The 20,662-nt window shown below is 72.1% G+C and carries 16 protein-coding genes and 1 pseudogene; 9 read left to right on the plus strand and 8 right to left on the minus strand.

What is annotated here, in order from left to right:
* Positions 1-13 precede the first annotated feature (13 nt).
* Positions 14-619 (minus strand): carbonic anhydrase, encoded by a 606-nt coding sequence (locus ACZ49J_RS02280; protein WP_467447338.1) that lies wholly within the window; start codon positions 617-619, stop codon positions 14-16.
* 437 nt (positions 620-1,056) lie between these two features.
* Here ACZ49J_RS02280 and ACZ49J_RS02285 point away from each other — a divergent pair.
* From ACZ49J_RS02285 to ACZ49J_RS02295, 3 genes and pseudogenes are all read left to right on the plus strand, one after another.
* Positions 1,057-1,423 (plus strand): annotated as a pseudogene (locus tag ACZ49J_RS02285) (response regulator transcription factor); the annotation flags it as partial.
* Between the two features lie 797 nt (positions 1,424-2,220).
* On the plus strand, positions 2,221-2,508 hold the full coding sequence (locus ACZ49J_RS02290; RefSeq protein WP_467447688.1) for a winged helix-turn-helix domain-containing protein: 288 nt from the start codon (positions 2,221-2,223) through the stop codon (positions 2,506-2,508).
* Positions 2,505-4,001, plus strand: coding sequence for a sensor histidine kinase (locus ACZ49J_RS02295; protein ID WP_467447339.1), 1,497 nt, complete (start codon positions 2,505-2,507; stop codon positions 3,999-4,001). The genes ACZ49J_RS02290 and ACZ49J_RS02295 overlap by 4 nt, the downstream gene beginning before the upstream one ends.
* 171 nt (positions 4,002-4,172) lie before the next feature.
* Here the strand turns inward: ACZ49J_RS02295 and nirD are convergent, their stop codons facing one another.
* Genes nirD through ACZ49J_RS02310 form a run of 3 tightly spaced genes read right to left on the minus strand, consistent with a single transcriptional unit; the run spans position 4,173 to position 8,358 of the window.
* A complete protein-coding gene (gene nirD, locus ACZ49J_RS02300) occupies positions 4,173-4,532 on the minus strand; it encodes a nitrite reductase small subunit NirD (RefSeq protein ID WP_467447340.1) in 360 nt (119 codons plus the stop codon).
* Positions 4,529-7,126 carry a nitrite reductase large subunit NirB gene (gene nirB / locus ACZ49J_RS02305; protein WP_467447342.1) on the minus strand — a complete coding sequence of 866 codons (2,598 nt, stop codon included), beginning with the start codon at positions 7,124-7,126 and terminating at the stop codon, positions 4,529-4,531. Before nirB ends, nirD begins: the two co-directional genes overlap by 4 nt.
* On the minus strand, positions 7,126-8,358 hold the full coding sequence (locus tag ACZ49J_RS02310) for an NAD(P)/FAD-dependent oxidoreductase (protein ID WP_467447343.1): 1,233 nt from the start codon (positions 8,356-8,358) through the stop codon (positions 7,126-7,128). Before ACZ49J_RS02310 ends, nirB begins: the two co-directional genes overlap by 1 nt.
* Positions 8,359-8,638: 280 nt before the next feature.
* Between ACZ49J_RS02310 and ACZ49J_RS02315 the strand changes: the two genes are divergently transcribed.
* On the plus strand, positions 8,639-9,424 hold the full coding sequence (locus tag ACZ49J_RS02315) for a sulfite exporter TauE/SafE family protein (protein WP_467447344.1): 786 nt from the start codon (positions 8,639-8,641) through the stop codon (positions 9,422-9,424).
* Positions 9,425-9,427: 3 nt separating this feature from the next.
* On the opposite strand, the gene ACZ49J_RS02320 is transcribed toward ACZ49J_RS02315, so the two are convergent.
* Together ACZ49J_RS02320 and ACZ49J_RS02325 are read right to left on the minus strand one after the other, a co-directional pair.
* A complete protein-coding gene (locus tag ACZ49J_RS02320; RefSeq protein WP_467447346.1) occupies positions 9,428-10,066 on the minus strand; it encodes a class F sortase in 639 nt (212 codons plus the stop codon).
* A gap of 192 nt (positions 10,067-10,258) precedes the next feature.
* Complete coding sequence (locus ACZ49J_RS02325) at positions 10,259-10,861, minus strand: hypothetical protein (protein WP_467447347.1); 603 nt, start codon at positions 10,859-10,861, stop codon at positions 10,259-10,261.
* A 326-nt stretch (positions 10,862-11,187) separates the two neighbouring features.
* Between ACZ49J_RS02325 and ACZ49J_RS02330 the strand changes: the two genes are divergently transcribed.
* Entirely contained in the window at positions 11,188-11,838 is a 651-nt protein-coding gene (locus ACZ49J_RS02330) for an NADPH-dependent FMN reductase (RefSeq protein WP_467447348.1), read from the plus strand.
* Positions 11,839-11,904: 66 nt separating this feature from the next.
* Positions 11,905-12,924 carry an LLM class flavin-dependent oxidoreductase gene (locus ACZ49J_RS02335; RefSeq protein ID WP_467447350.1) on the plus strand — a complete coding sequence of 340 codons (1,020 nt, stop codon included), beginning with the start codon at positions 11,905-11,907 and terminating at the stop codon, positions 12,922-12,924.
* A 70-nt stretch (positions 12,925-12,994) separates the two neighbouring features.
* On the opposite strand, the gene ACZ49J_RS02340 is transcribed toward ACZ49J_RS02335, so the two are convergent.
* Positions 12,995-14,626 carry a M4 family metallopeptidase gene (locus ACZ49J_RS02340; RefSeq protein ID WP_467447351.1) on the minus strand — a complete coding sequence of 544 codons (1,632 nt, stop codon included), beginning with the start codon at positions 14,624-14,626 and terminating at the stop codon, positions 12,995-12,997.
* A gap of 185 nt (positions 14,627-14,811) precedes the next feature.
* Between ACZ49J_RS02340 and ACZ49J_RS02345 the strand changes: the two genes are divergently transcribed.
* Positions 14,812-15,294, plus strand: coding sequence for a gamma-glutamylcyclotransferase family protein (locus tag ACZ49J_RS02345; RefSeq protein WP_467447352.1), 483 nt, complete (start codon positions 14,812-14,814; stop codon positions 15,292-15,294).
* Here the strand turns inward: ACZ49J_RS02345 and ACZ49J_RS02350 are convergent.
* Positions 15,254-17,416, minus strand: a complete 2,163-nt coding sequence (locus tag ACZ49J_RS02350) for a molybdopterin oxidoreductase family protein (RefSeq protein WP_467447353.1) — start codon at positions 17,414-17,416, stop codon at positions 15,254-15,256. The genes ACZ49J_RS02345 and ACZ49J_RS02350 overlap by 41 nt on opposite strands.
* A 374-nt stretch (positions 17,417-17,790) precedes the next feature.
* On the opposite strand from ACZ49J_RS02350, the gene ACZ49J_RS02355 reads away from it, so the two are divergent.
* Complete coding sequence (locus ACZ49J_RS02355; RefSeq protein WP_467447355.1) at positions 17,791-19,386, plus strand: amino acid adenylation domain-containing protein; 1,596 nt, start codon at positions 17,791-17,793, stop codon at positions 19,384-19,386.
* On the plus strand, positions 19,383-20,654 hold the full coding sequence (locus ACZ49J_RS02360) for a ferredoxin reductase domain-containing protein (RefSeq protein WP_467447356.1): 1,272 nt from the start codon (positions 19,383-19,385) through the stop codon (positions 20,652-20,654). The genes ACZ49J_RS02355 and ACZ49J_RS02360 overlap by 4 nt, the downstream gene beginning before the upstream one ends.
* The last annotated feature ends 8 nt before the right edge of the window (positions 20,655-20,662 follow it).

Genomic DNA, 20,662 nt, shown 5'->3' on the forward strand with positions numbered 1-20,662 from the left:
CCGTGCGTGCCGCTCATACGGCGTGCACCCGGAAGAGGCCGTCCTCGTCCAGTTCGTGCACCTGGCCGGTGTCCACCTCGTAGTACCAGCCGTGCAGGCGCAGCCGCCCCGAGTCGAGCCGCTGCGTCACCGCCGGGTAAGTCCGCAGTGTGGCCAGCTGGTTGACGATGTTGAGCTGCACCACGTCGGACAGCGACGGGTCGGCCGGGCTTCCGTCGATCAGCGGCGCGAGGCGCGGGCGGGCGAGATCCAGCCACGCGTCCACGCCGGGCAGCGCCGACAGGTCGTCACCGGACTTGAGGGCGCCCATCGCGCCACAGTGGGAATGGCCACACACGACGATGTCCTGAACGCCGAGCACCTCCAGTGCGTACTCGATGGTGGCGGCCTCGCCCGACGCGCCGGGCTGTCCACAGGGCGGAACGATATTGCCGGCGTTCCGCAGCTCGAATATTTCTCCGGGCCCTGCGCCCGTGATCAGGGCGGGTACGACCCGTGAGTCCGAGCAGGTAATGAACAGCGCCTCGGGATATTGACCCTCGGCCAGTTTCCGGTATTCGCCGCTTTCGAAGTCGGCCCTTCGCTTGAGCGAGCGGGCGTGGTCCAGTAATGCCTTCACGGTTCCTCCCGGCAGGGGTTTCGCACCGCGTCCGCCATACGTCCGCCATACGTCTGGCATACGTCTGGCACACGTCCGGCATGGCGCCCGACAGGGCCTCCGGCCAGCCTTGACGCGGTATTCGACCAGGTCAGGGGATGGTCAGGGGTGGGGTTCGACCGGGTCTCCCTCACCGTAGAACAGCGACTGCCAGACGAAGGTTAGGGGAACACTAAAACGCGGCCAGGAATGGCCCAGACTTTGTGCGGCTGCCCCAGAGAAACCCTAAGGGAACGTCAACAGCCGACGTCCAGACGGTTTTTGAGCGGCTGCTCACATTGACCGGATCCGCGCGACGTACCATTGACGGTTCTTGTAGCGTGTCCACTCCACGGCAACGGAATTCATGCTGTCCGGATGCGTGGGTGCGTTGACGGTTCACGGAGAGACGGGATGGCATGGGCGTACGAGTGCTGCTCATCGAGGACGACCAGACGATCGCCGAACCGCTCGCCGAGGGTCTGGGCCACTTCGGGCTGGCGGTGAACCACGTCGGCACCGGCACCGAGGGGCTGAGGGGGCCGTACGGCGATGTCGTGCTGCTCGACCTGGGCCTGCCGGACATGGACGGTATCGACGTCTGCCGTGGCATCCGGCAGACCTCCGACGTCCCGATCATCATCCTCAGCGCGCGGGGCGAGGAGGCCGACCGCGTACTGGGCCTCGAACTGGGCGCGGACGACTACCTGCCGAAACCATTCAGCATGCGCGAGCTGGTGGCACGTGTCCGTGCGGTGACCCGGCGGACGCAACGCGGCGCGCCGACCGGGCAGTTCGCGGGGGCGGATGGCTACGGGCCGGCCGGCAGCGGCGGGTTCGGCTCCACGGGGTCCGGCACCGAGCCGTTCGGGACCCCCACGCGGACGCGTTCCCCGTCGGACGCCGCCCCGAGCTCCGGGCCGGAGCCGGCGGCGGGGGCGCACGACGCGGGGGACCGGGCGAGCGGGGCGTCGAGCTCTCGGGGAGCCGAATCCTGGTCGCGGACGGGGGATTCGTTCTCCGGTGAGTCCTTCGGGGGCGAGTCGCCTCGGCGCGAGTCCTTCGGCGGCGGATCCGCCGGCGGCGGTACCTTCGGCAGTGAGTCGTTCGCCAGTGAGTCGTTCACCGGGAATCCTGGCGCCGCGTCACCCACGCCGTCGTCGTCCTCCCCCTCGTACGAACCCTTTGACGCGACCGGTTCCTCGGACGCGACCGGTTCCTTCGACACCACCGGTTCCCACGACTCGACCCGCTCCTACGACGCGACCGGCTCCTTCGGGACGACCCGCTCCTACGACGCGACCGGCTCCAGCGACCCGACGGGTTCCTTTGACGCGACCGGTTCCTTCGACACCACCGGCTCCCACGACTCGACCCCCTCCTACGACCGCACCGGCTCCTTCGACACCACCCGCTCCTTCGAGTCGCCCGGCACCGCCGAAGCCCCGTCCCCCCGGTCGTACGACACGCCCCGAGCCTTCGAGGCCCCCGACCCCGCCTTCGATACCGCACCGCCCCCCGAGGCCGCCGCCGGAGAGGCCGCCGGGCCGCTCGTCGTGGACCGCAGGACGCGGCAGGTGTGGGTGGGGAACTCGCCCGTCGCGCTGACGCCCAAGGAGTTCGAGCTGCTGGCGCTGCTCACCGAGGACCCGGGCGCCGTGTACTCGCGGCAGCAGATCCTCGACCGGGTGTGGGACCCGCACTACGAGGGCCCGACCAAGACACTGGACGTGCACGTGGCCACGCTGCGGCGGAAGCTGGGGAACCCGGCGTGGATCCAGACCCTGCGCGGGGTCGGGTTCCGCCTGGCGGTGCACACGCGGCCCACCACCGCCTACCCGGCGCCGGGGCCGCAGGCGGCGTATCGATGACCAGGCGCCTGCTGCTCAGCTACCTCGGCCTCACCCTGCTGGTCCTGCTCTGCCTGGAGATCCCGCTGGGCTTCGTGTACTCGCGGGGCGAACTGGAGCGGGTGATCAACGCGGCCAAGGACGAGGCGGAGTCGGTGTCGGCGTACGCCTCGCTGTCCATCACCGCCGGCACCGCGGCCCAGGACCTGCCCACGCGGGCGGACCACTGTGCCGCGCGCATCGGGGGCATGGTGCTGATCGTCAACCAGTCCGGTGAACTGCTGGCCACCTCCCACCCGGTACCCGACGCGGACTCCGGCAGCCTCGCCTCACGGCCCGGCATCGCGGCCGCGCTCCGGGGCACCTCCACGGCGGACGTGCGCACCTCCACCATCGGCGGCGTCGAGTACATCGCGATCTCGGCGCCGGTCACCCACGGCGCGGAGAAACAGGGCGCCGTGCGCATCACCGTGCCGACCCGGACGGTGACGGAACGCGTCCAGCACATGTGGCTGCTGCTCGTCCTGGGCGGCCTCGCGGTCCTCGCCGCGGTGGCCGTCGTCGGGTTCGCGATCGCCCGCTGGACGGGCCGCCCCATCCGGGAACTGGAGCTCGCCACGTACGAGTTGGCCGACACGGGAGCGGTGAGGCCGGTGGCGATCACCAAGGGGCCGCCGGAGGTACGCAGCCTAGCCGCCACCTTCAACCGCACCGCCGCCCGCCTGGAACACCTCCTGGCCTCCCAGCGCGCCTTCGCCGGCGAGGCCTCCCACCAGCTCAAGACCCCGCTCGCGGCGCTGCGGCTGCGCCTGGAGAACCTGGAGCCCGACATCGCCCTGCACGCCCGGGGCAGCCTCACCGCGGCGATGACCGAGACCGACCGGCTGGCCCGCATGGTCGAGGGACTGCTCGCGATGGCGCGGCTCGACGAGAGCGCCGCCGAGCGCGAGCGGGTGGACGTGGGCCAGGTGTGCGCGGAACGGCACCGCGCCTGGACCCCGCTGTTCGAGCAGCACGGCGTGGCGCTGGCGCTGGCGGGCGACTACGCGGGCCAGGTGCTGGCGGTGCCCGGGGCGGTGGAGCAGATCCTGGACAACCTGCTCTCCAACGCGCTGCGCGTGTCTCCGCCCGCCTCCACCGTCTTCATCGACCTGCGCCGCCCGACACCTCACGAACGCCGGTTCGGGGGCGCCTTCCCGCACCACCGCGCGACCGGCCCGGGCCGGGTCGAGCTGCACGTCATGGACGAGGGCCCCGGCATGACGGAGGAACAGCGCCGTCGCGCCTTCGACCGCTTCTGGCGCGCCCCCGACGCCCCCAAGGGCGGTACGGGCCTGGGGCTCGCCCTGGTCCAGCGCCTGGCCCACGCGAGCGGCGGCGAGGCCGTCCTGCGCCCCGCCCCGAGCGGCGGCCTCGACGCGGTGGTCCACCTCCCGTGCGCTCCGAACCAGAACCGGCCCGGCACCCCGGTCCCGGAGCACCGGCCCCCGAGACCACTGGAGGCCACCCGCTGAGCAACGGGGGGGACCACCCCCTGAACAACCTGGGCGGACGACCCCCTGAACAACCGGGGCGGACGACCCGCTGACCACACAGGTCCGGCCCGGAACTCCGCGGCTCTGGAGTTCCGGGCCGGCAGGGAACGGGGCCGTCCCCAGGGCAGTGCGCCCGAGGTCACCGCACCGTCACTGCGCCCGCACCTCGTACGTCGCCACCCGCACCGTCTCGTCGTCCAGGCACTGGCCCGTCTCCAGGTCGAAGCGCTGCTTCAGGAGCGGGGAGGCGACGAAGGGGCGGCCCTGGTGGGTGCCGGTGAGGCCGCGGGAGAGGACCGCGGCGCCGCCGAACGGGTCGCGGTTGTCGATGGCGTACAACTTGCCCGCGCGGTCCATGAACAGCGCGGCCTGACGGCCGTCGGGCAGCAGGGCCGCCACACCGCGGCCCGGGAGCAGCGCCTTCAGGTCGCAGACGGCGAACCAGGCGTCGCTGTCGCCGTCCAGCCGCAGTTCGATCGTCAGATCGGTCTTCTCGGGAGCCAGGGTCATCGCTGGGCGCTTCCTTCCAGGACTTCTTCGGCGGGTCGCATGCCGATGGACAACAGCGGCAGGTCGGGCTTGATCTGGTCGCGCTCGGGGACGAAGCCGACGACCGGGTCGGGGGTGTCCGGCGCGTTCACGAAGGACACGAACCGGGCCAGCTTCTCCGGGTCGTTGATGGTCGTGGCCCACTCGTCGGCGTAGTTCGCCACGTGGGCCGCCATGAGGGACTCCAGCTCCTCGCAGATGCCCAGCGAGTCGTGCACGACCACGTCCCGGACGTGGTCCAGGCCGCCGGGGATCCGCTCCAGCCACACCGACGTGCGCTCCAGCCGGTCCGCGGTGCGGATGTAGAACATCAGGAACCGGTCGATGAGGCGGACGAGTTCGGCGTCGGAGAGGTCCTGGGCCAGCAGGTCCGCGTGGCGCGGGGTGGCGCCGCCGTTGCCGCCGACGTACAGGTTCCAGCCGTTGGCCGTGGCGATCACGCCGAAGTCCTTCGACTGGGCCTCCGCGCACTCGCGCTGGCAGCCGGAGACCGCCGACTTCAGCTTGTGCGGGGAGCGCAGGCCCCGGTAGCGCAGCTCCAGGTCGATCGCCATGCGCACGGAGTCCTGGACGCCGTAGCGGCACCAGGTGGAGCCCACGCAGGACTTCACCGTGCGCAGCGCCTTGCCGTACGCGTGGCCGGACTCGAAGCCTGCGTCCACCAGCCGCATCCAGATCAGCGGGAGCTGCTCCACCCGCGCGCCGAACATGTCGATGCGCTGACCGCCGGTGATCTTCGTGTAGAGCCCGAAGTCGCGGGCGATCTCGCCGATGACGATCAGGCCCTCGGGGGTGATCTCACCGCCTGGGATGCGGGGGACGACCGAGTACGAGCCGTTCTTCTGGAGGTTGGCGAGGAAGTGGTCGTTGCTGTCCTGCAGGGCCGCCTGCTCGCCCTCCAGGACGTAGCCGCTCGCGCCGATCGTCGGGGCGAGGGAGGCGATGATCGAGCCGACCGCGGGCTTGCAGATCTCGCAGCCGTCGCCGCCGCGGGCGCCCTCACGGCCGTAGCGGTCAAGGAGCTGCTGGTAGGTGTTGATGCGCAGGGCGAGGACGATCTCGTACAGCTCCTCGCGGGTCTGCGAGAAGCAGCCGCACAGGCCCTTGTCGACCTCGACGCCGCTGGCCTCCAGCTCGGCGTTGATCAGCTGGCCGAGCACCTTGACGCAACTGCCGCACGTCGTACCGGCCTTGGTGCACTTCTTCACCTCGGGCACGGTGGTGCACTGGTGGTCGGTGACGGCCTCGCGGATCGTGCCCTTGCGGACGTTGTTGCAGGAGCAGATGATCGCGTCGTCCGGCAGCGCGGCCGGGCCGAGCTGGACGGACTCCCCGGCGCCGGCGGGCAGCACCAGCGACTCGGGCGAGACCGGCGGGACGGAACCGGTGAAGGCCTTCAGCGTGCCGTACGCCTCCGCGTCGCCGACCAGGATTCCGCCGAGCAGCGTGCCGTCGCGGCCGATGACCAGCTTCTTGTACAGGCCCGACCGTGAGTCGGAGTACACGACGTCCAGGCAGTCCTCGGTCGCGCCGTGCGCGTCACCGAAGGACGCCACGTCGACACCGAGCAGCTTCAGCTTGGTGGACAGGTCGGCGCCGGTGAAGGCGGACTCGTCCTCGGCGATGGTCGCCGCGGCCGTCTCGGCCTGCTCGTAACCGGGGGCCACCAGGCCGTACACCCGGCCGTCGGAGGCCAGCGCGCACTCGCCGATCGCGAAGACGTGCGGGTCGGAGACCGTGCGGCACTGCTCGTCGACCGTGATGCCGCCGCGCTCGCCGACGGTCAGACCGCAGTCGCGGGCGAGCTGGTCGCGGGGACGGACACCGGCGGAGAACACCACCATGTCGGTGGCGAGTTCGGAGCCGTCGGACAGCTTCATACCGGTCACGGCGCCGTCCTCGCCGACGACGATCTCCTGCGTGCCGACGCCGGTGTGGACGCTCAGGCCCATGTCCTCGATGGTGCGCAGCAGGGCCGCGCCACCGCCCTCGTCGACCTGCACCGGCATCAGGCGCGGCGCGAACTCCACGATGTGGCTGGTCAGTCCGAGGCCCTTCAGAGCGCCCGCGGCCTCCAGGCCGAGCAGACCGCCGCCGACGACCGCGCCCACCCGTGCCTTCGTCTTCGCGTACTCCTCGATCGCGAGCAGGTCCTCGATCGTGCGGTAGACGAAGCAGCCCTCGGCGTCCTTGTTCGGGACCGGCGGCACGAAGGGGTACGAGCCGGTGGCGAGGACGAGGACGTCGTACTCGAAGACCTGGCCGGACCGGGCGGTGACCTTGCGGGACTCGCGGTCGACGGACTCCGCCGGGTCGCCGACGTACAGCTCGATGCCGTGCGTCGCGATGAACTCCATGTCCGTCATGGACAGTTCCTCGGGGGTCTTGCCCGAGAAGTAGGAGGTGAGGGCGACGCGGTCGTACGCCGGACGCGGCTCCTCACAGAGCACGACCACGCGGTGCGTGGCGGTCAGGCCGCGCTCGGCGAGCGCTTCGAGGAAGCGCTGGCCGACCATGCCGTGGCCGACGAGCACGATCGTGGGGGTCGTGGACATCAGGAGCCTCCATCATTGGTGAGCAGGTGGAGCAGAGGGCCGTTGTCGGGGAGCGGCTCTGCTCCCTCCCAGGCGCGGGCGAGCGCGCCGACCGTGCCGAGTTCGCCGACGAGCACCCCGCCGACCAGGCGGTCGTCGCGGACGACGACCTTGCGGTAGGTGCCCCGGGTGGCGTCGGCGAGCTGGATGACGTCGTCGCCGGGGCGGGGCTCCGGCTCGCCGAACGCGGCGAGGTCGAAGAAGTCCTGTCCGGCCAGCGTGAGCCGGGTGAGCGCGCGGGTGCCGGTGTAGCGGGCGGCCGCGTCGCCGCCGGCCCCGGCCTCGTCGGCGATGAGCTCGGCGAGCACGTCGGCCTGTTCGAGGGCGGGGGTGGCGAGGCCGTAGACCTGGCCGTCGTGCTGGGCGCAGTCGCCGATGGCGCGGATGTGCGGGTCGGAGGTGCGCAGCTCGTCGTCGACGATGACGCCCTTGTGGACGGCGAGCCCCGCCTGCTCGGCGATACCCACACGCGGGTGGACCCCGCAGGCGAGGACGACGATGTCGGCGTCGAGCGCGTAGCCGTCGGCCATCTCCACGGACCGTACGGCCCCGCCGACGCAGCGGACGCCCCGCACACGCGACTCGGTGTGCACCTCGACGCCGAGGTCCGTCAGGTGACGCCGTACCAGCTTCGAGGCGGACGGGTCGAGCTGACGTTCCATCAGCCGCTCGGCCTGCTGGGCGAGCACCACCTGGGCGTCGCGCTGGGCGAGGGCGCGGGCGGCGGAGACGCCGAGGAGGCCGCCGCCGATGACGACGGCCTTCGCGCCGGGCCGTACGGCCTTCGACAGTCCCAGGCAGTCGTCCATCGTGCGGAACGCGTGGACGCCGTCGGGCAGTTCGTGCCGCTCGGGGTCGAACAGTCCGCGCAGCGCGGGGAGCACGGGGTTCGAGCCGGTCGCGAGGACGAGCGTGTCGTATGCGATCACGGAACCGTCCGCCAGGGCCACCTCGCGGGCCGCGCGGTCGATGCCGGTGACCCGGCCGCGCGTGATGGCCGCGGGCGCCGGAAGGGCGATCACCTCGGGCGTGTACCGTCCGGCCAGCACGTCGGCGAGCAGCACACGGTTGTACGGGGTGTGCTCCTCCTCGCCCACGAGGACGGCGGGCACACCGAGCTCACCGAGCCGCCGGGCGAGACGTACGCCCGCGAGGCCGGCGCCGATCACCACCACACGCGTATTCGAGGTCATGACACCGAGCGTGCGATGCCGGTGTTACCCGACCGCATCACGTCTGTTTCCCGCGAGGAACGCTGCCCTCAGCGCGGGGCCCGACGGGATGTGAGCAGTTTCCGGCGGCCCGGTGGTGGCTGTGAGGGCGAGTGAATCACCTGGTCAGGCGCTTTGGATACGTTTTCGATCCTCAGCCGTCTCCGGCAAGGCCCCTCCGGACCCCGCCGGGCCCCCGGAGAGCTCAGCGAACGCTCAAATTCGTGGACGACGCATGTATCCCGTCCGTAGGGTCCCGATCATGCCCGACATACCGCTGACCATGGTCGTCCTGCTGTGCCTCGCCGCCCTCGCGGCCGGATGGATCGACGCCGTGGTGGGCGGCGGCGGGCTCCTGCTGCTGCCGGTGCTGCTGCTCGGGCTGCCGAACTCGTCGTCCGCCGCCCAGTACGCGCTCGGCACCAACAAGGCGGTGGCCATCGTCGGCACGACGGGCGCGGCCGTGACGTACGCGCGCAGGACGCCCGTCGACGTCTCGGTGGCGGTGCGGATCGGGCTCGGGGCGCTCGCCGGGTCCACCGCCGGGGCGTTCGTCGCGGCCCTGATGAGCACGGAGGTGCTCAAGCCCGTCGTCATGGTCGTCCTGCTGGCGGTCGGCACCTTCGTGATCCTGCGCCCCGCCTTCGGCACGGCCCCCGCCACCGGACCCGTCTCGGCGCGGCGCGTCCTGGCCGCGATCGGGCTGGCGGGCGTCGGTATCGGCTTCTACGACGGGATGGTCGGCCCCGGCACGGGCACGTTCCTGGTGCTCGCCCTCACCGCCGTACTCCACCTCGACCTCGTCACCGCCTCCGCCACCGCCAAGATCGTCAACTGCTGTACCAACGCGGGCGCCCTCGCGACCTTCGCCTGGAAGGGCACGGTGTACTGGCAGCTGGCGGCGCTGATGGCCGTGTTCAACCTGGTCGGCGGCACGGTGGGCGCGCACACCGCGCTGAAGAGGGGCAGCGCCTACGTGCGGGTCGTGCTGCTGGTGGTGGTGTTCGCGCTGGTGGCGAACCTGGCGTACCAGCAGTGGGTGGCGTGACCATCACCGCGCACCGGCCGGGCGTACGCCGGTGAGGTGGGCGAACACGACCACGTTGCCCCGGTAGCCGGTCTGCCGGGAGTAGCCGCCGCCGCAGGTGATCAACCGCAGCTCGGGGCGGCCGGCGGCGCCGTACACCTTCTCGTCGGGGAAGCCGCGCGCGTCGTACACCTCCACGGCGTCGACGGAGAACAGCGCGACGGTGCCGTCCCGTCGTCCGACCTCGACACGGGCGCCCTTTGCGAGCGCTCCCAGCCGGTAGAAGACGGCGGGTCCCTCCGCGGTGTCCACGTGCCCCGCGACGATCGCGGTGCCCTTCTCGCCGGGGGTGGCGCCGGCCTCGTACCAGCCGACGAGGTTCTCCTCCGTCGCCGGCGGGGCGTCGAGGCTGCCGGTGGGGGTGAGACCGAGGCCCGTGAGGGGGGCGTTCACCCGGATCGAGGGGATGCGGACGCGCTCGGGGGACGACGGCGGCAGCGCGGGCACCGCGGCCTGCACCTCCTGCCCGGAGGGGGTGCGGGCCTGGGCCGCCGACGGCTGTGGTGGCGCGCCGTGCTCGACGCCGCCGCGCAGCAGCCACGCGCCGCAGCAGAGGGCGCCCACGGTGACGCCCGCTATGGCGGTGTCGGCGATCCCGCGCACGGTTCCCGTTCCTTTCCGGCCCGGTGGCGCTAGGGCCTGTCTGACAATTCCCGTCTGCCTCGCGAGTTGTCAGACAGGCCCTAGTCGCGCGACCCCGGTGTGTTCGTACGTGTGCCTCCCCTCCGGGCCGAGGGGCGGGGCCCGGAGGGGAGGGGTTCGGCGGTACCGCGGACGGGCAGCGGAGGGTGCCCGTCAGATCCCCTCGCCTCTCACCCGGCGATGCAGGAGCCAGGTACCGCCCGCGGCGGCGACGGCCAGGGCCGCCACGCCTGCCGCGGTCTGCACGGGGTCCGGGCCGAGCGCGCCGCCGACCCCCGTCTTCACACTTCCCCTCGGGTGCGTCCGCTCGTCGGCCGCGGTGAGCGTGACCACCAGGTCACCGGCCATCTCCGTGCGGCCGTCGGAACACCGCGCGACGATCTCGTACGTCCCGGGCTGGGCGCTCGGCGGCACCCTGAACCGTCCTGTGGCGTTCCCCGACGGAGTGCCGGGCGCGAGGGCGAACGTGCCCCCGCCGACCGAGTTCGCGTCACCCTGTGCCGTGCCGTCCGCACCGCAGGCCGCCGTGGAGGCGGTGACCTCGGCGCCCGGGGCGGCGCTCCCGGGGTGCACGTCCAGCCGTCCCGCCCCCGCCGTAGGTCCCGCCGCCCCCACGCCGTACGCGGGCACGGCGACGAGACCCGCGGCGACGACGGCGAGCGCGACACCGGCCGGCAGCCGGCAGGCGCGCAGGCAGGCGGCGCGCAGGCGGGCGGACCACAGTCGGAAGGCACGCGGCCCGTACGTATGTCGCATCGTGGTTGCTCCTCCACGAGGGCACGCCCGCGACACTCCCGTGTGTCGCTGCGTCAGTCGCGCCCTGCCCTACCGAGGTAAGGGGTCCCAGGCACCCGGCGCTTGCTGACGGAATGTCAGAAATGATGTGAACGGGTGTCAGGAGAGAGGGTCCGGAACCGGAGAAGCGCGGCGTTTGGGCAGGTCACAGGCGTGCGGCGCGGGTGGTGGCACTTGAATCGGGCACGTCGGGGCGCGGGCCTGTGAACGGGTGACCCGCGGTCCGCCGGGCCGCCCTCTGACGGTGACTTGACCTCAAGGAAAGTTGAGGTACGAAGGTGTGGCCCATGAAGACCACCGCAGGCGCCGAACGCGCCGAACGCACCCCTGTCCGCACCACCGACGCCCTCACCCCGGCCCCCGGGGAACCCCCCGTCCGTGTGGCCCTCGTCATCGGCAGCAACCGCGAGGGCCGCTTCGGTTCCGTGGTGGCCGACTGGCTGCTCGGCCACCTCCGCTCCCGCGACGACTTCGAGGCGGACGTCGTGGACGTGGCCGAGGTCCCGCTGCCGACGACGCTCTCGCCCTCACCCGAGGCGACCGAGGCGCTCGCCACCGTCACCCCGAAGCTGTCGGCCGCGGACGCCTTCGTCGTCCTGACACCCGAGTACAACCACTCCTACCCGGCCGCCCTCAAGAACCTCGTCGACTGGCACTTCCACGAGTGGCGCGCCAAACCGGTGGCCCTCGTCTCCTACGGTGGCCTCTCGGGCGGCCTCCGCGCCGTCGAACACCTCCGCCAGGTCTTCGCCGAACTGCACGCGATCACGGTCCGCGACACGGTCTCCTTCCACAACGCGCACGGGTCCTTCGACGACCTGGGCCGCCTGAAGGACCCGTCGGCCCCCGACGCGGCGGCGAAGGTGATGCTGGACCAGCTGGCCTGGTGGGGGAGGGCCCTGCGGGAGGCGAAGGAGGCACGGCCGTACGGGGGCTGAGGGAACAGACCGGGAGGGCGGCGGCTTGAGGTACTCAGGAGATGAGGTACTGATCAAGGAGGCCCCGTGCCGCTGCCCTCACACCCCTTGCGGAAGCTGGGCTTCCTGACCATCGGACTGTTCGACGAGGCCGATCCGCGCCGGGGTCACGAGTCCACCCTGGAGATCATCGAACTCGGCGAGCGCCTCGGCTTCGACAGCGCGTGGCTGCGCCACCGCCACCTCCAGTACGGCATCTCGTCCCCGGTGGCGGTCCTCGCCGCGGCCTCCCAGCGCACGCACCGCATCGAACTCGGCACCGCGGTCACGCCCCTGGGCTGGGAGAACCCCCTGCGCCTGGCCGAGGACCTGGCGACGGTGGACCTCCTCTCCGGCGGCCGCCTCAACCCGGGCGTGAGCGTCGGCCCGCCGATGCACTACGACCAGGTGAAGCAGGCCCTGTACCCCGACACGGCGGACTCGGAGGACTTCAGCTACGAGAGGGTCAGCCGCCTGCTGGACCTCGTCCGGGGCAAGCCGGCCACGGACTTCAGCGGCGTGGAGGGTTTCGAGGTCTTCAGCGACCGTGTCCAGCCGCACTCACCGGGCCTCGGCCGCCGCATGTGGTACGGCGGCGGCAGCCTGAGGTCGGCCCGGTGGGCCGGCGAGCACGGGATGAACCTGCTGACCAGCAGCGTGGTGAAGGCGGAGGAGTCCGAGGACTTCGCCGAGATACAGCTCAGCCACGTCCGCACGTTCCGCGCCCACCACCCCGACGGCGACGCCGCCCGCGTCTCCCAGGGCCTGGTGGTCATCCCCACGGACAGTGCGACACCCGACCAGCGTGCCAAGTACGAGGAGTACGCCGCGAAGCGCACCCCCCGCACGACCACCCCCCAGGGCCCGGCCCGCATGATGTTCGCCCCGGACCTCGTCGGCACCTCCGAGGAGATAGCGGAACGGCTCTACGCCCACGCCGCGTTCCGGGAGATCGACGAGGTGGCCTTCGCCCTCCCCTTCACCTTCGACCACGAGGACTACGTCCAGATCCTGACGGACCTCGCGACCCGCCTGGGCCCGGCGCTGGGATGGCGGGCGGGGGTCTGAGGGCAGAAAGCGTTCGGGCGCCCCGCTCTCCTGAGCGGGGCGCCCGTGAACCGCTGACGTCGGCGTCAGCTCAGCCCACGGAGACGGCGCTCCAGGCCGCCGCCACCGCGTTCTGCTCCGCGCTGCCGGAACCGTAGAGGTCCTTCGCCGCGTTCAGTGTCGCCGTCCGCGCGCCCGCGTAGTTCGTCGACGACGTCATGTAGACCGTCAGCGCCCGGTACCAGATCGCGCCCAGCTTGTCCTTGCCGATGCCGGTGACCGACGCGCCGTCGCAGGTCGTGCCGTTGTGCCGCACGCCGCCGATGACCTTGGGGCCGCTGCCCTCGGCGAGGAGGTAGGCGAAGTGGTTCGCCACGCCCGAGGAGTAGTGGACGTCCAGGTCCTTGACCGACGAGCTCCAGCAGTCCGCCGAGTCGCCGTCCTTCGACGGCTGGTCCATGTACCTGAGCGCCGGCCTGCCGAGGCCCGGGCGGACGACCTTCTCCCCGATCAGCCAGTCACCGGGGTCGGAGGCGTTGTCCGCGTGGAACTCCACCAGCGTGCCGAAGATGTCCGACGTCGCCTCGTTCAGGCCGCCCGGCTCGCCCGAGTACGTCAGGTCCGCCGTGTGCGAGGTGACGCCGTGCGTCATCTCGTGGCCCGCCACGTCCAGCGACACCAGCGGCCCGAACGTCGAGCCGTCACCGTCGCCGTACGTCATGCAGAAGCAGGTGTCGTCCCAGAAGGCGTTGTTGTAGTCGCTGCCGTAGTGGACGCGGTTGAACGAGCCCTTGCCGTCGCCCGCGATGCCGTCGCGGCCGTGGACGTTCTTGTAGTAGTCCCAGGTCACGTCGGTGCCGTACTGCGCGTCGACCGCGGCCGTGGCGCGGGACGACGTGTCGCCCGTGCCCCAGTGGTTGTCGGAGTCCGTGAACACCGTCGCCGGCGCCCGGTTCACGCAGATCCCCAGGACGCAGAGGTCCGTCCTGTTCTCCGCGTCACCCGTGTACGTGTCGCCGCGCGTCGGGTCCTTGAGCTGGTACGCCGAGCCGGACGGCGTGGTCTGGAGCGGAACCGTGCCGCCGTAGAGCGACCGGCCGTCGCCGCTCGCCGTCTCGATGCTGTCCCACGCGTCGATCTGCCGGCCCGTGAGGGCGTCGGTGACGACGGTGCGGGCGACCGGGTTGCCCCGCGCGTCCTGGGCCACCGCGTCGGTCTCCCACGCCAGCTTCGGCGCGCCGTGCAGGGCGTCGACCACGAGGCGGGGCTTCGCCGTCAGCTTGCGCAGCGTCTCGCCGAGGTTCACGGCACGCAGGGCCGAGGCGGCGAGGTCCGCGGCCTTGGGGGCCGTGACGGAGGGGGTCGTGGTGGGGACGGATATCGCCCGGGTCGTGGCCCGGTTCACTCCGCGGTAGGTGCCGTCCGGCGCGAGGTGGACCACGAAGTCCCCGCCGCGCACCGGGATCTGACGGTACGTCCGGTCGTAGCGCACGTGCTGGCCGCCGTCCGTGTCCACGACGACGTCCCGGACCGTCGTGCCCTGTGCGGCGCCGAGGCCCAGGGCGGCGGCCCGGTCCGCCAGGACCTCCGCCGCGTTGTCGACCGCCTCCGCCCGGGTCGGCCTGTCGGCCGCGCCCGCGCCCGGTGTGAGTGCCGTGGCCAGGAGCGCGGTGGTCGCCACGGCGATACCGGCGGTGGCGGGACGGGAACCTCGAATGCGCATCGATCTCCTAGGGAAGGGGTGGGGAGTATGCGGCGACCGCCGATCCGCTCAGTTTTAGGTGCTCATGACATCTAGCGTCCAGGGGGTGGAGGGGGAGGGTCCGTGAGGGGTGAGAATCGTTTCTGCGAAGGCCTTCACACGGACGGGAAACCGGACGGGAAGCGGACGGGAAAGGGAGAGGGACCATGGCCGTGCTGCCGTTCTTCGTCTACGGCACCCTCCGCCCCGGCGAGCACAACCACGACCTCTTCCTGCGCGGCCGTACCGAGTCCGAGGAACCGGCCCTGATGCAGGGGCTCGTGCTGTACGACGGCCCCGGCTACCCGTACGCCGTGGAGGAGCCCGGCGGTGCCGTCACCGGGGAGGTCGTGACCGCGCGCCCCGAGGCGTACGACGCGCTGCTCCGCGCCCTCGACCGCCTGGAGGACTACGCGCCGGGCGACCCCCGCAACCTCTACGAGCGGGTGGCGAGGGAGGTGGCCCGCGCGGACGGCACCCTCGTACGGGCCTGGGTGTACGTGGCCGCCCCCACCATCGCCGCCCGGTTGCGAACCCGCGGCAGGCTCATCGAGAGCGGAGACTGGCGAACCGTCCGAGAACCGCCCGGGGCGACCCGCGAGGCGAGCGTCAGCCCCGTACCGCCTCCACCCGCACCGCGCACGCCTTGAACTCCGGCATGCGGGACGTCGGGTCGAGCGCCGGGTTGGTCAGGGTGTTGGCGCGGCCCTCGCCCGGCCAGTGGAACGGCATGAACACCGTGTCGGGACGGATGGCGCTGGTGATACGGGCGGGGGCCACCGCGCGACCGCGCCGGGAGACCACGGCCACCGGGTCGCCCTCGGCCGCCCCGAGCCGCTCGGCCAGCCGCGGGTGCAGCTCGACGAACGGGCCGGGCGCGGCGGCGTTCAGCTCCTCCACGCGCCGGGTCTGCGCACCGGACTGGTACTGGGCGACCACGCGCCCGGTGGTGAGCAGGACCGGGTACTCGTCGTCCGGCTCCTCGGCGATCGCGCGGTGCGAGACGGGGACGAACCGGGCCCGGCCGTCCTCCGTGGCGAACCGGTCGAGGAAGAGGCGGGGGGTGCCGGGGTGCACGGCGGTGTCGGTGCTCGGGTCGTCGGGCAGGACGTCGAGCGAGGCGTCCTCACCGTCACCTGAGCCGGTGCCCGTACGACCGTCCGCCGGGCACGGCCAGAACACCCCGTTCTCCTCCGCCAGCCTCCGGTAGGTGATGCCCGAGTAGTCGGCGGCGCCGCCCGCGCTGGCCCGGCGCAGCTCCTCGAAGACCTCCGCCGGGTCCGTCGGGAAGCCCTTCTCCAGGCCTTCCGCGCCCAGGCGGGCGGCCAGTTCGTGCAGGACGTGCAGGTCGCTGCGGACGCCCTCCGGCGGGGTGATCGCCTGGCGGCGCAGCAGTACACGGCCCTCCAGGTTGGTCGTCGTGCCCGTCTCCTCGGCCCACTGGGTGACCGGCAGCACCACGTCCGCGAGGGCCGCCGTCTCCGAGAGCACGACGTCGCACACGGCCAGGAAGTCCAGCGAGCGGATACGGTCCTCGATGTGGGCCGCGCGCGGGGCCGACACCACCGGGTTGGAGCCCATCAGCAGCAGCGACTTGATGTCCGTCCCCAGCGCGTCCAGCAGCTCGTACGCGCTCCGTCCCGGGCCCGGCAGCGAGTCCGGGTCCACACCCCACACCTCGGCGACGTGCCGTCGCGCCTCGGGGTCGACCAGCTTGCGGTAGCCGGGCAACTGGTCGGCCTTCTGGCCGTGTTCGCGCCCGCCCTGCCCGTTGCCCTGCCCGGTCAGGCACCCGTAGCCGGACAGCGGCCGGCCCGGACGGCCCGTCGCCAGGCACAGGTTGATCCACGCGCCCACGGTGTCGGTGCCCTTGGACTGCTGCTCGGGCCCGCGCGCCGTGAGCACCATCGCGGACTCCGGCTCGCAGAACAGCCGTACGGCCTCGCGCAGTTGGGGAACGGACACGCCCGTGATCCGCTCCACGTACTCCGGCCAGTGCGCCATGGCCGCGGCCCGCGCCTCCTCCCAGCCGCTGGTGCGCTCGGCGATGTACGCCTCGTCGGTGCGGCCCTCGGCGACGACCAGGTGCAACAGGCCCAGCGCCAGCGCGAGATCGGTACCGGGCCGCGGGGCCAGGTGCAGGTCCGCCTGCTCGGCCGTCCGCGTGCGGCGCGGGTCGACGACGATCAGCGTGCCGCCGTTCTCCTTCAGCTCGGTGAGGTAGCGCAGCGAGGGCGGCATCGTCTCCGCGAGGTTCGATCCGACGAGGATCACACAGCCCGTCCTCGGAATGTCCTCCAGGGGGAACGGCAGCCCCCGGTCCAGACCGAACGCCTTCATGCCCGCGGCCGCCGCCGACGACATGCAGAAGCGCCCGTTGTAGTCGATCTGCGAGGTGCCGAGCACGATCCGCGCGAACTTGCCGAGCGCGTACGCCTTCTCGTTCGTCAGCCCGCCGCCGCCGAACACGCCGCACGCGTCCGGGCCGTGCTCCGCCCGGGTGCGGCCGAGTCCCTCGGCGATCCGGTCGAGTGCCTCGTCCCAGGTGGCGGGCACGAGCGTACCCCCGGAGCGCACCAACGGGGAGGTGAGGCGCACCCGGGACGAGAGCACCGCCGGCGCCGTACGGCCCTTGCCGCACAGCGCGCCACGATTGACGGGGAAGTCCGTCCGCTCGGTCACCTCGACGCCTCCACTGGGCAGGGGCGACAGATTCATCCCGCACTGCAGGGCGCAGTACGGGCAGTGGGTGGGCGTCGAGGTGGTCTGCATGCGTTTCAGCGTGCTTCGGCCGTGTTACGCCCCGGGGCGCCCTCCGTTACACGGCCGGGACGGGGACCTCCCGGCGCGGCCGGGCCCGGCGTGAGGCTCCCCGTGAGGCCCGGCGGGCGGTCCTGTCGACCGGCACAGAGCTACCCACCAGTAGTGGCCGCCGCGCGGTGTAAAAGTTGCCGCTGTGACGGAACACACCACATGTGGCCGATTTCGTAGCGTGAGTGGCTGGTCACGCATGGTTGAGCGTTGAAGAAACGGGCCCCTAGAGTCGGGGCCGCGCACGACCCGCACGGCATTCGACACACCGGAAACACCGCCGCGTCCAACGGCCATGTCATCCGTCTCTCGAAAGCGCCAGGAGGTCACCCCTCATGCCTCTGCGCCACCTCACCGCTCACCACAGAACCCTGTTCCACGAGTACGGCCGGGGTCCGTCCGTCCCCCTCCCCGACCCCGTCGTCCACCACGCCGTCGAACGGTGGGCCACCGCCACCCCGGGCGCCGTCGCCGCCGAACACCAGGGCGCGACGATCACGTACGGAGAACTCGACCGGTACGCCGACGCCCTCGCCGCCCGCCTGGTCCGCGAGGGCGTACGCCCCGGCGACCACGTCGGCCTCTTCGTCCGCCGCTCGATCCCGATGCTCGTCGGCCTGCTCGGCACCCTCAAGGCGGGCGCCGCCTACGTCCCCCAGGACATCGGCCTGACGCCCCCGGCCCAACTCGACCACGTCGTCCGCACCGCCGCGACCCGGGTGGTCCTCACCCAGCGGGAGTACGCGGACCGGGTGCCCCTGCGGCCGGGCCACCGCCTGATCGCGCTGGACGAGCCACTGCCGTACGGCCGCGGACCCGCCGTGGACGTGCGGCCCGACGACGGCTGCTACGTCCTGTTCACCTCGGGCACCACCGGCCGGCCCAACGGCGTGAAGGTCACCCACCGCAACGTCGCGAACCTCCTCCTCACCGCCCCCGGCGACCTGGACATCCGCCCCGGCGACCGGGTCGCCCAGCTCCTCAACGTCGCCTTCGACATGGCCGCCTGGGAGATCCTCGGCTGCCTCACCCACGGCGGCACCCTCGCCATCCGCGGCAAGGACATCGCGGCCACGGCCCGCGCGGCGGACGTCATCGTCGCCACGCCCACGGTGCTGTCCGGCATCGACCCGGCGAGCTGCCCGCGCGTACGGACCGTGGCGGTGGCGGGGGAGCCGTGCCCGCGCCCGCTGGCGGACCGGTGGGCCGCACGGGCCGCGTTCTACAACTGCTGCGGCCCCACCGAGACGACGATCGTGAACACGATGGCCCGCCACGACCCCTCCGCCCCGCTCCTGACGATCGGCCGCCCCACCCCCAACAACACGGTGTACGTCCTCGACGCCCACCGCCGCCCGGTCCCGATCGGCGAGACGGGCGAGATGTGGGCGGGCGGGGACTGCGTGTCGGCGGGCTACCTGGACAACGACGAGCTGAACGCCGAACGGTACGCCCCCGACCCGTTCCTCGGCGGCGACCACCGTATGTTCCGCACCCGCGACCTGGGCCGCTGGACCGCGGACGGCGAACTCGAGCACCTCGGCCGCACCGACGACCAGGTGAAGGTGCGCGGCTTCCGCGTCGAACTGGACTCCGTGTCCTCCGTGCTGGAACGCGTCCCCGGCTGCGTCCGAGCGGTGACCCTGAAGCGTGACGCCCGCACCCTCGTGTCCTTCGTCTGCCCGGCCGACGTCGACCCGACCGCGGCGCGCGACGCCGTGGCCGCCGCCCTGCCGTACTACTGCGTGCCGTCGGACGTCCTGCCGCTGGCGGCCCTCCCCGAGACCGACCGCGGCAAGATCGACAAACGGGCGCTGCTGCGACTGGCGGAGGAGCGGATGCCGGTCGAGCGGACGGTGGCTGAGCGGATGCCGGTCGAGCGCACGGTAGCTGAGCGGACGGCCGTCGAGCCGACGGCGGTGGCGCGATGACCTCCTCACCTCCGCGTACGGCCCACACCGAGAGCACCGTCGCACTGCCCCCGCTCACCTCACCCCTCAGGCGCGCCCTCAAGCACCCGCGCCTGATGCACTACAACCGCCTCGTGGCCCTCGTCCTGCTGGCCAACCTGGTCTTCCTGTGGGCGAGTTGGCCCCTGCATACCAGAACCCTCGGCCACGCGGCCCTGGCGAACCTCGCGCTGGCGGTCCTCGTGCGCCAGCAGTACGTCATCAACCTCTTCTTCCGGCTGGCCACGTCGGCACCCACGACGTGGCCGCTCAAGGTGCGCTGGACGCTGGGGAAGGTCTACCACTTCGGCGGACTGCACGTGGGCGGGGCGCTGGCGGGCAGCCTGTGGTTCGTGGGGCTGGCGGTGGCACTGACGGCGGAGGGCGCCGGCGGCCCGCTGGTGACGGTGAGCTGGACGCTGATCGCGCTGCTGTCCGTCATCGTCGCGACCGCACTCCGACCCTTCCGCTCCCGCTTCCACGACCACTTCGAGAAGATCCACCGCTTCGGCGGCTGGACGGCTCTGGCGCTGTTCTGGACGCACACCGTCCTCAGCGGCGAACGCGCGGGCCTGTGGGTCCTGGCGGTGGTCACCTTCAGCGTGGCCCTGCCCTGGCTGCGCCTGCGCAAGGTCGACGTACGGATCGAACGCCCCTCCTCGCACGTGGCGCTGGCCCGCTTCGACCACGGCGAAACCCCCTTCGCGGGCTCCTCCACGGCGATCAGCCGCAGCCCGCTGCGGGAATGGCACTCGTTCGCGAACGTGCCCGCACCCGGCGAGTCCGGCTTCCGGCTCACGATCTCGCGGGCGGGGGACTGGACGGGCTCGTTCATCGACGACAGACCGTCACGCGTATGGGTCAAGGGCATCACGACAGCCGGAGTGGCGAACATCGAGACCCTCTTCACGAAGGTGGTCTACGTGGCGACGGGCAGCGGCATCGGCCCCTGCCTGCCGCACCTCCTCGCCGCCGAGGTCCCCTCCCTCCTCGTCTGGGCGACCCGCGACCCCCGCACGACGTACGGCGACACCCTGGTCGACGAGATCCTCGCGGTGCAGCCGCACGCCCGGATCTGGGACACGTCCCTGCACGGCAAACCCGACATGGTGCGCCTCGCCCACACCGCGTACCGGGACTTCGGCGCCGAGGCTGTCATCTGCATCTCCAACAAGAAGCTCACCTGGCAGGTGGTGCACGGCCTGGAACGACGCGGGATACCGGCGTACGGAGCGATCTGGGACTCGTGACCGGCAGT

It is taken from the genome of Streptomyces sp. NPDC030840, assembly GCF_055572015.1.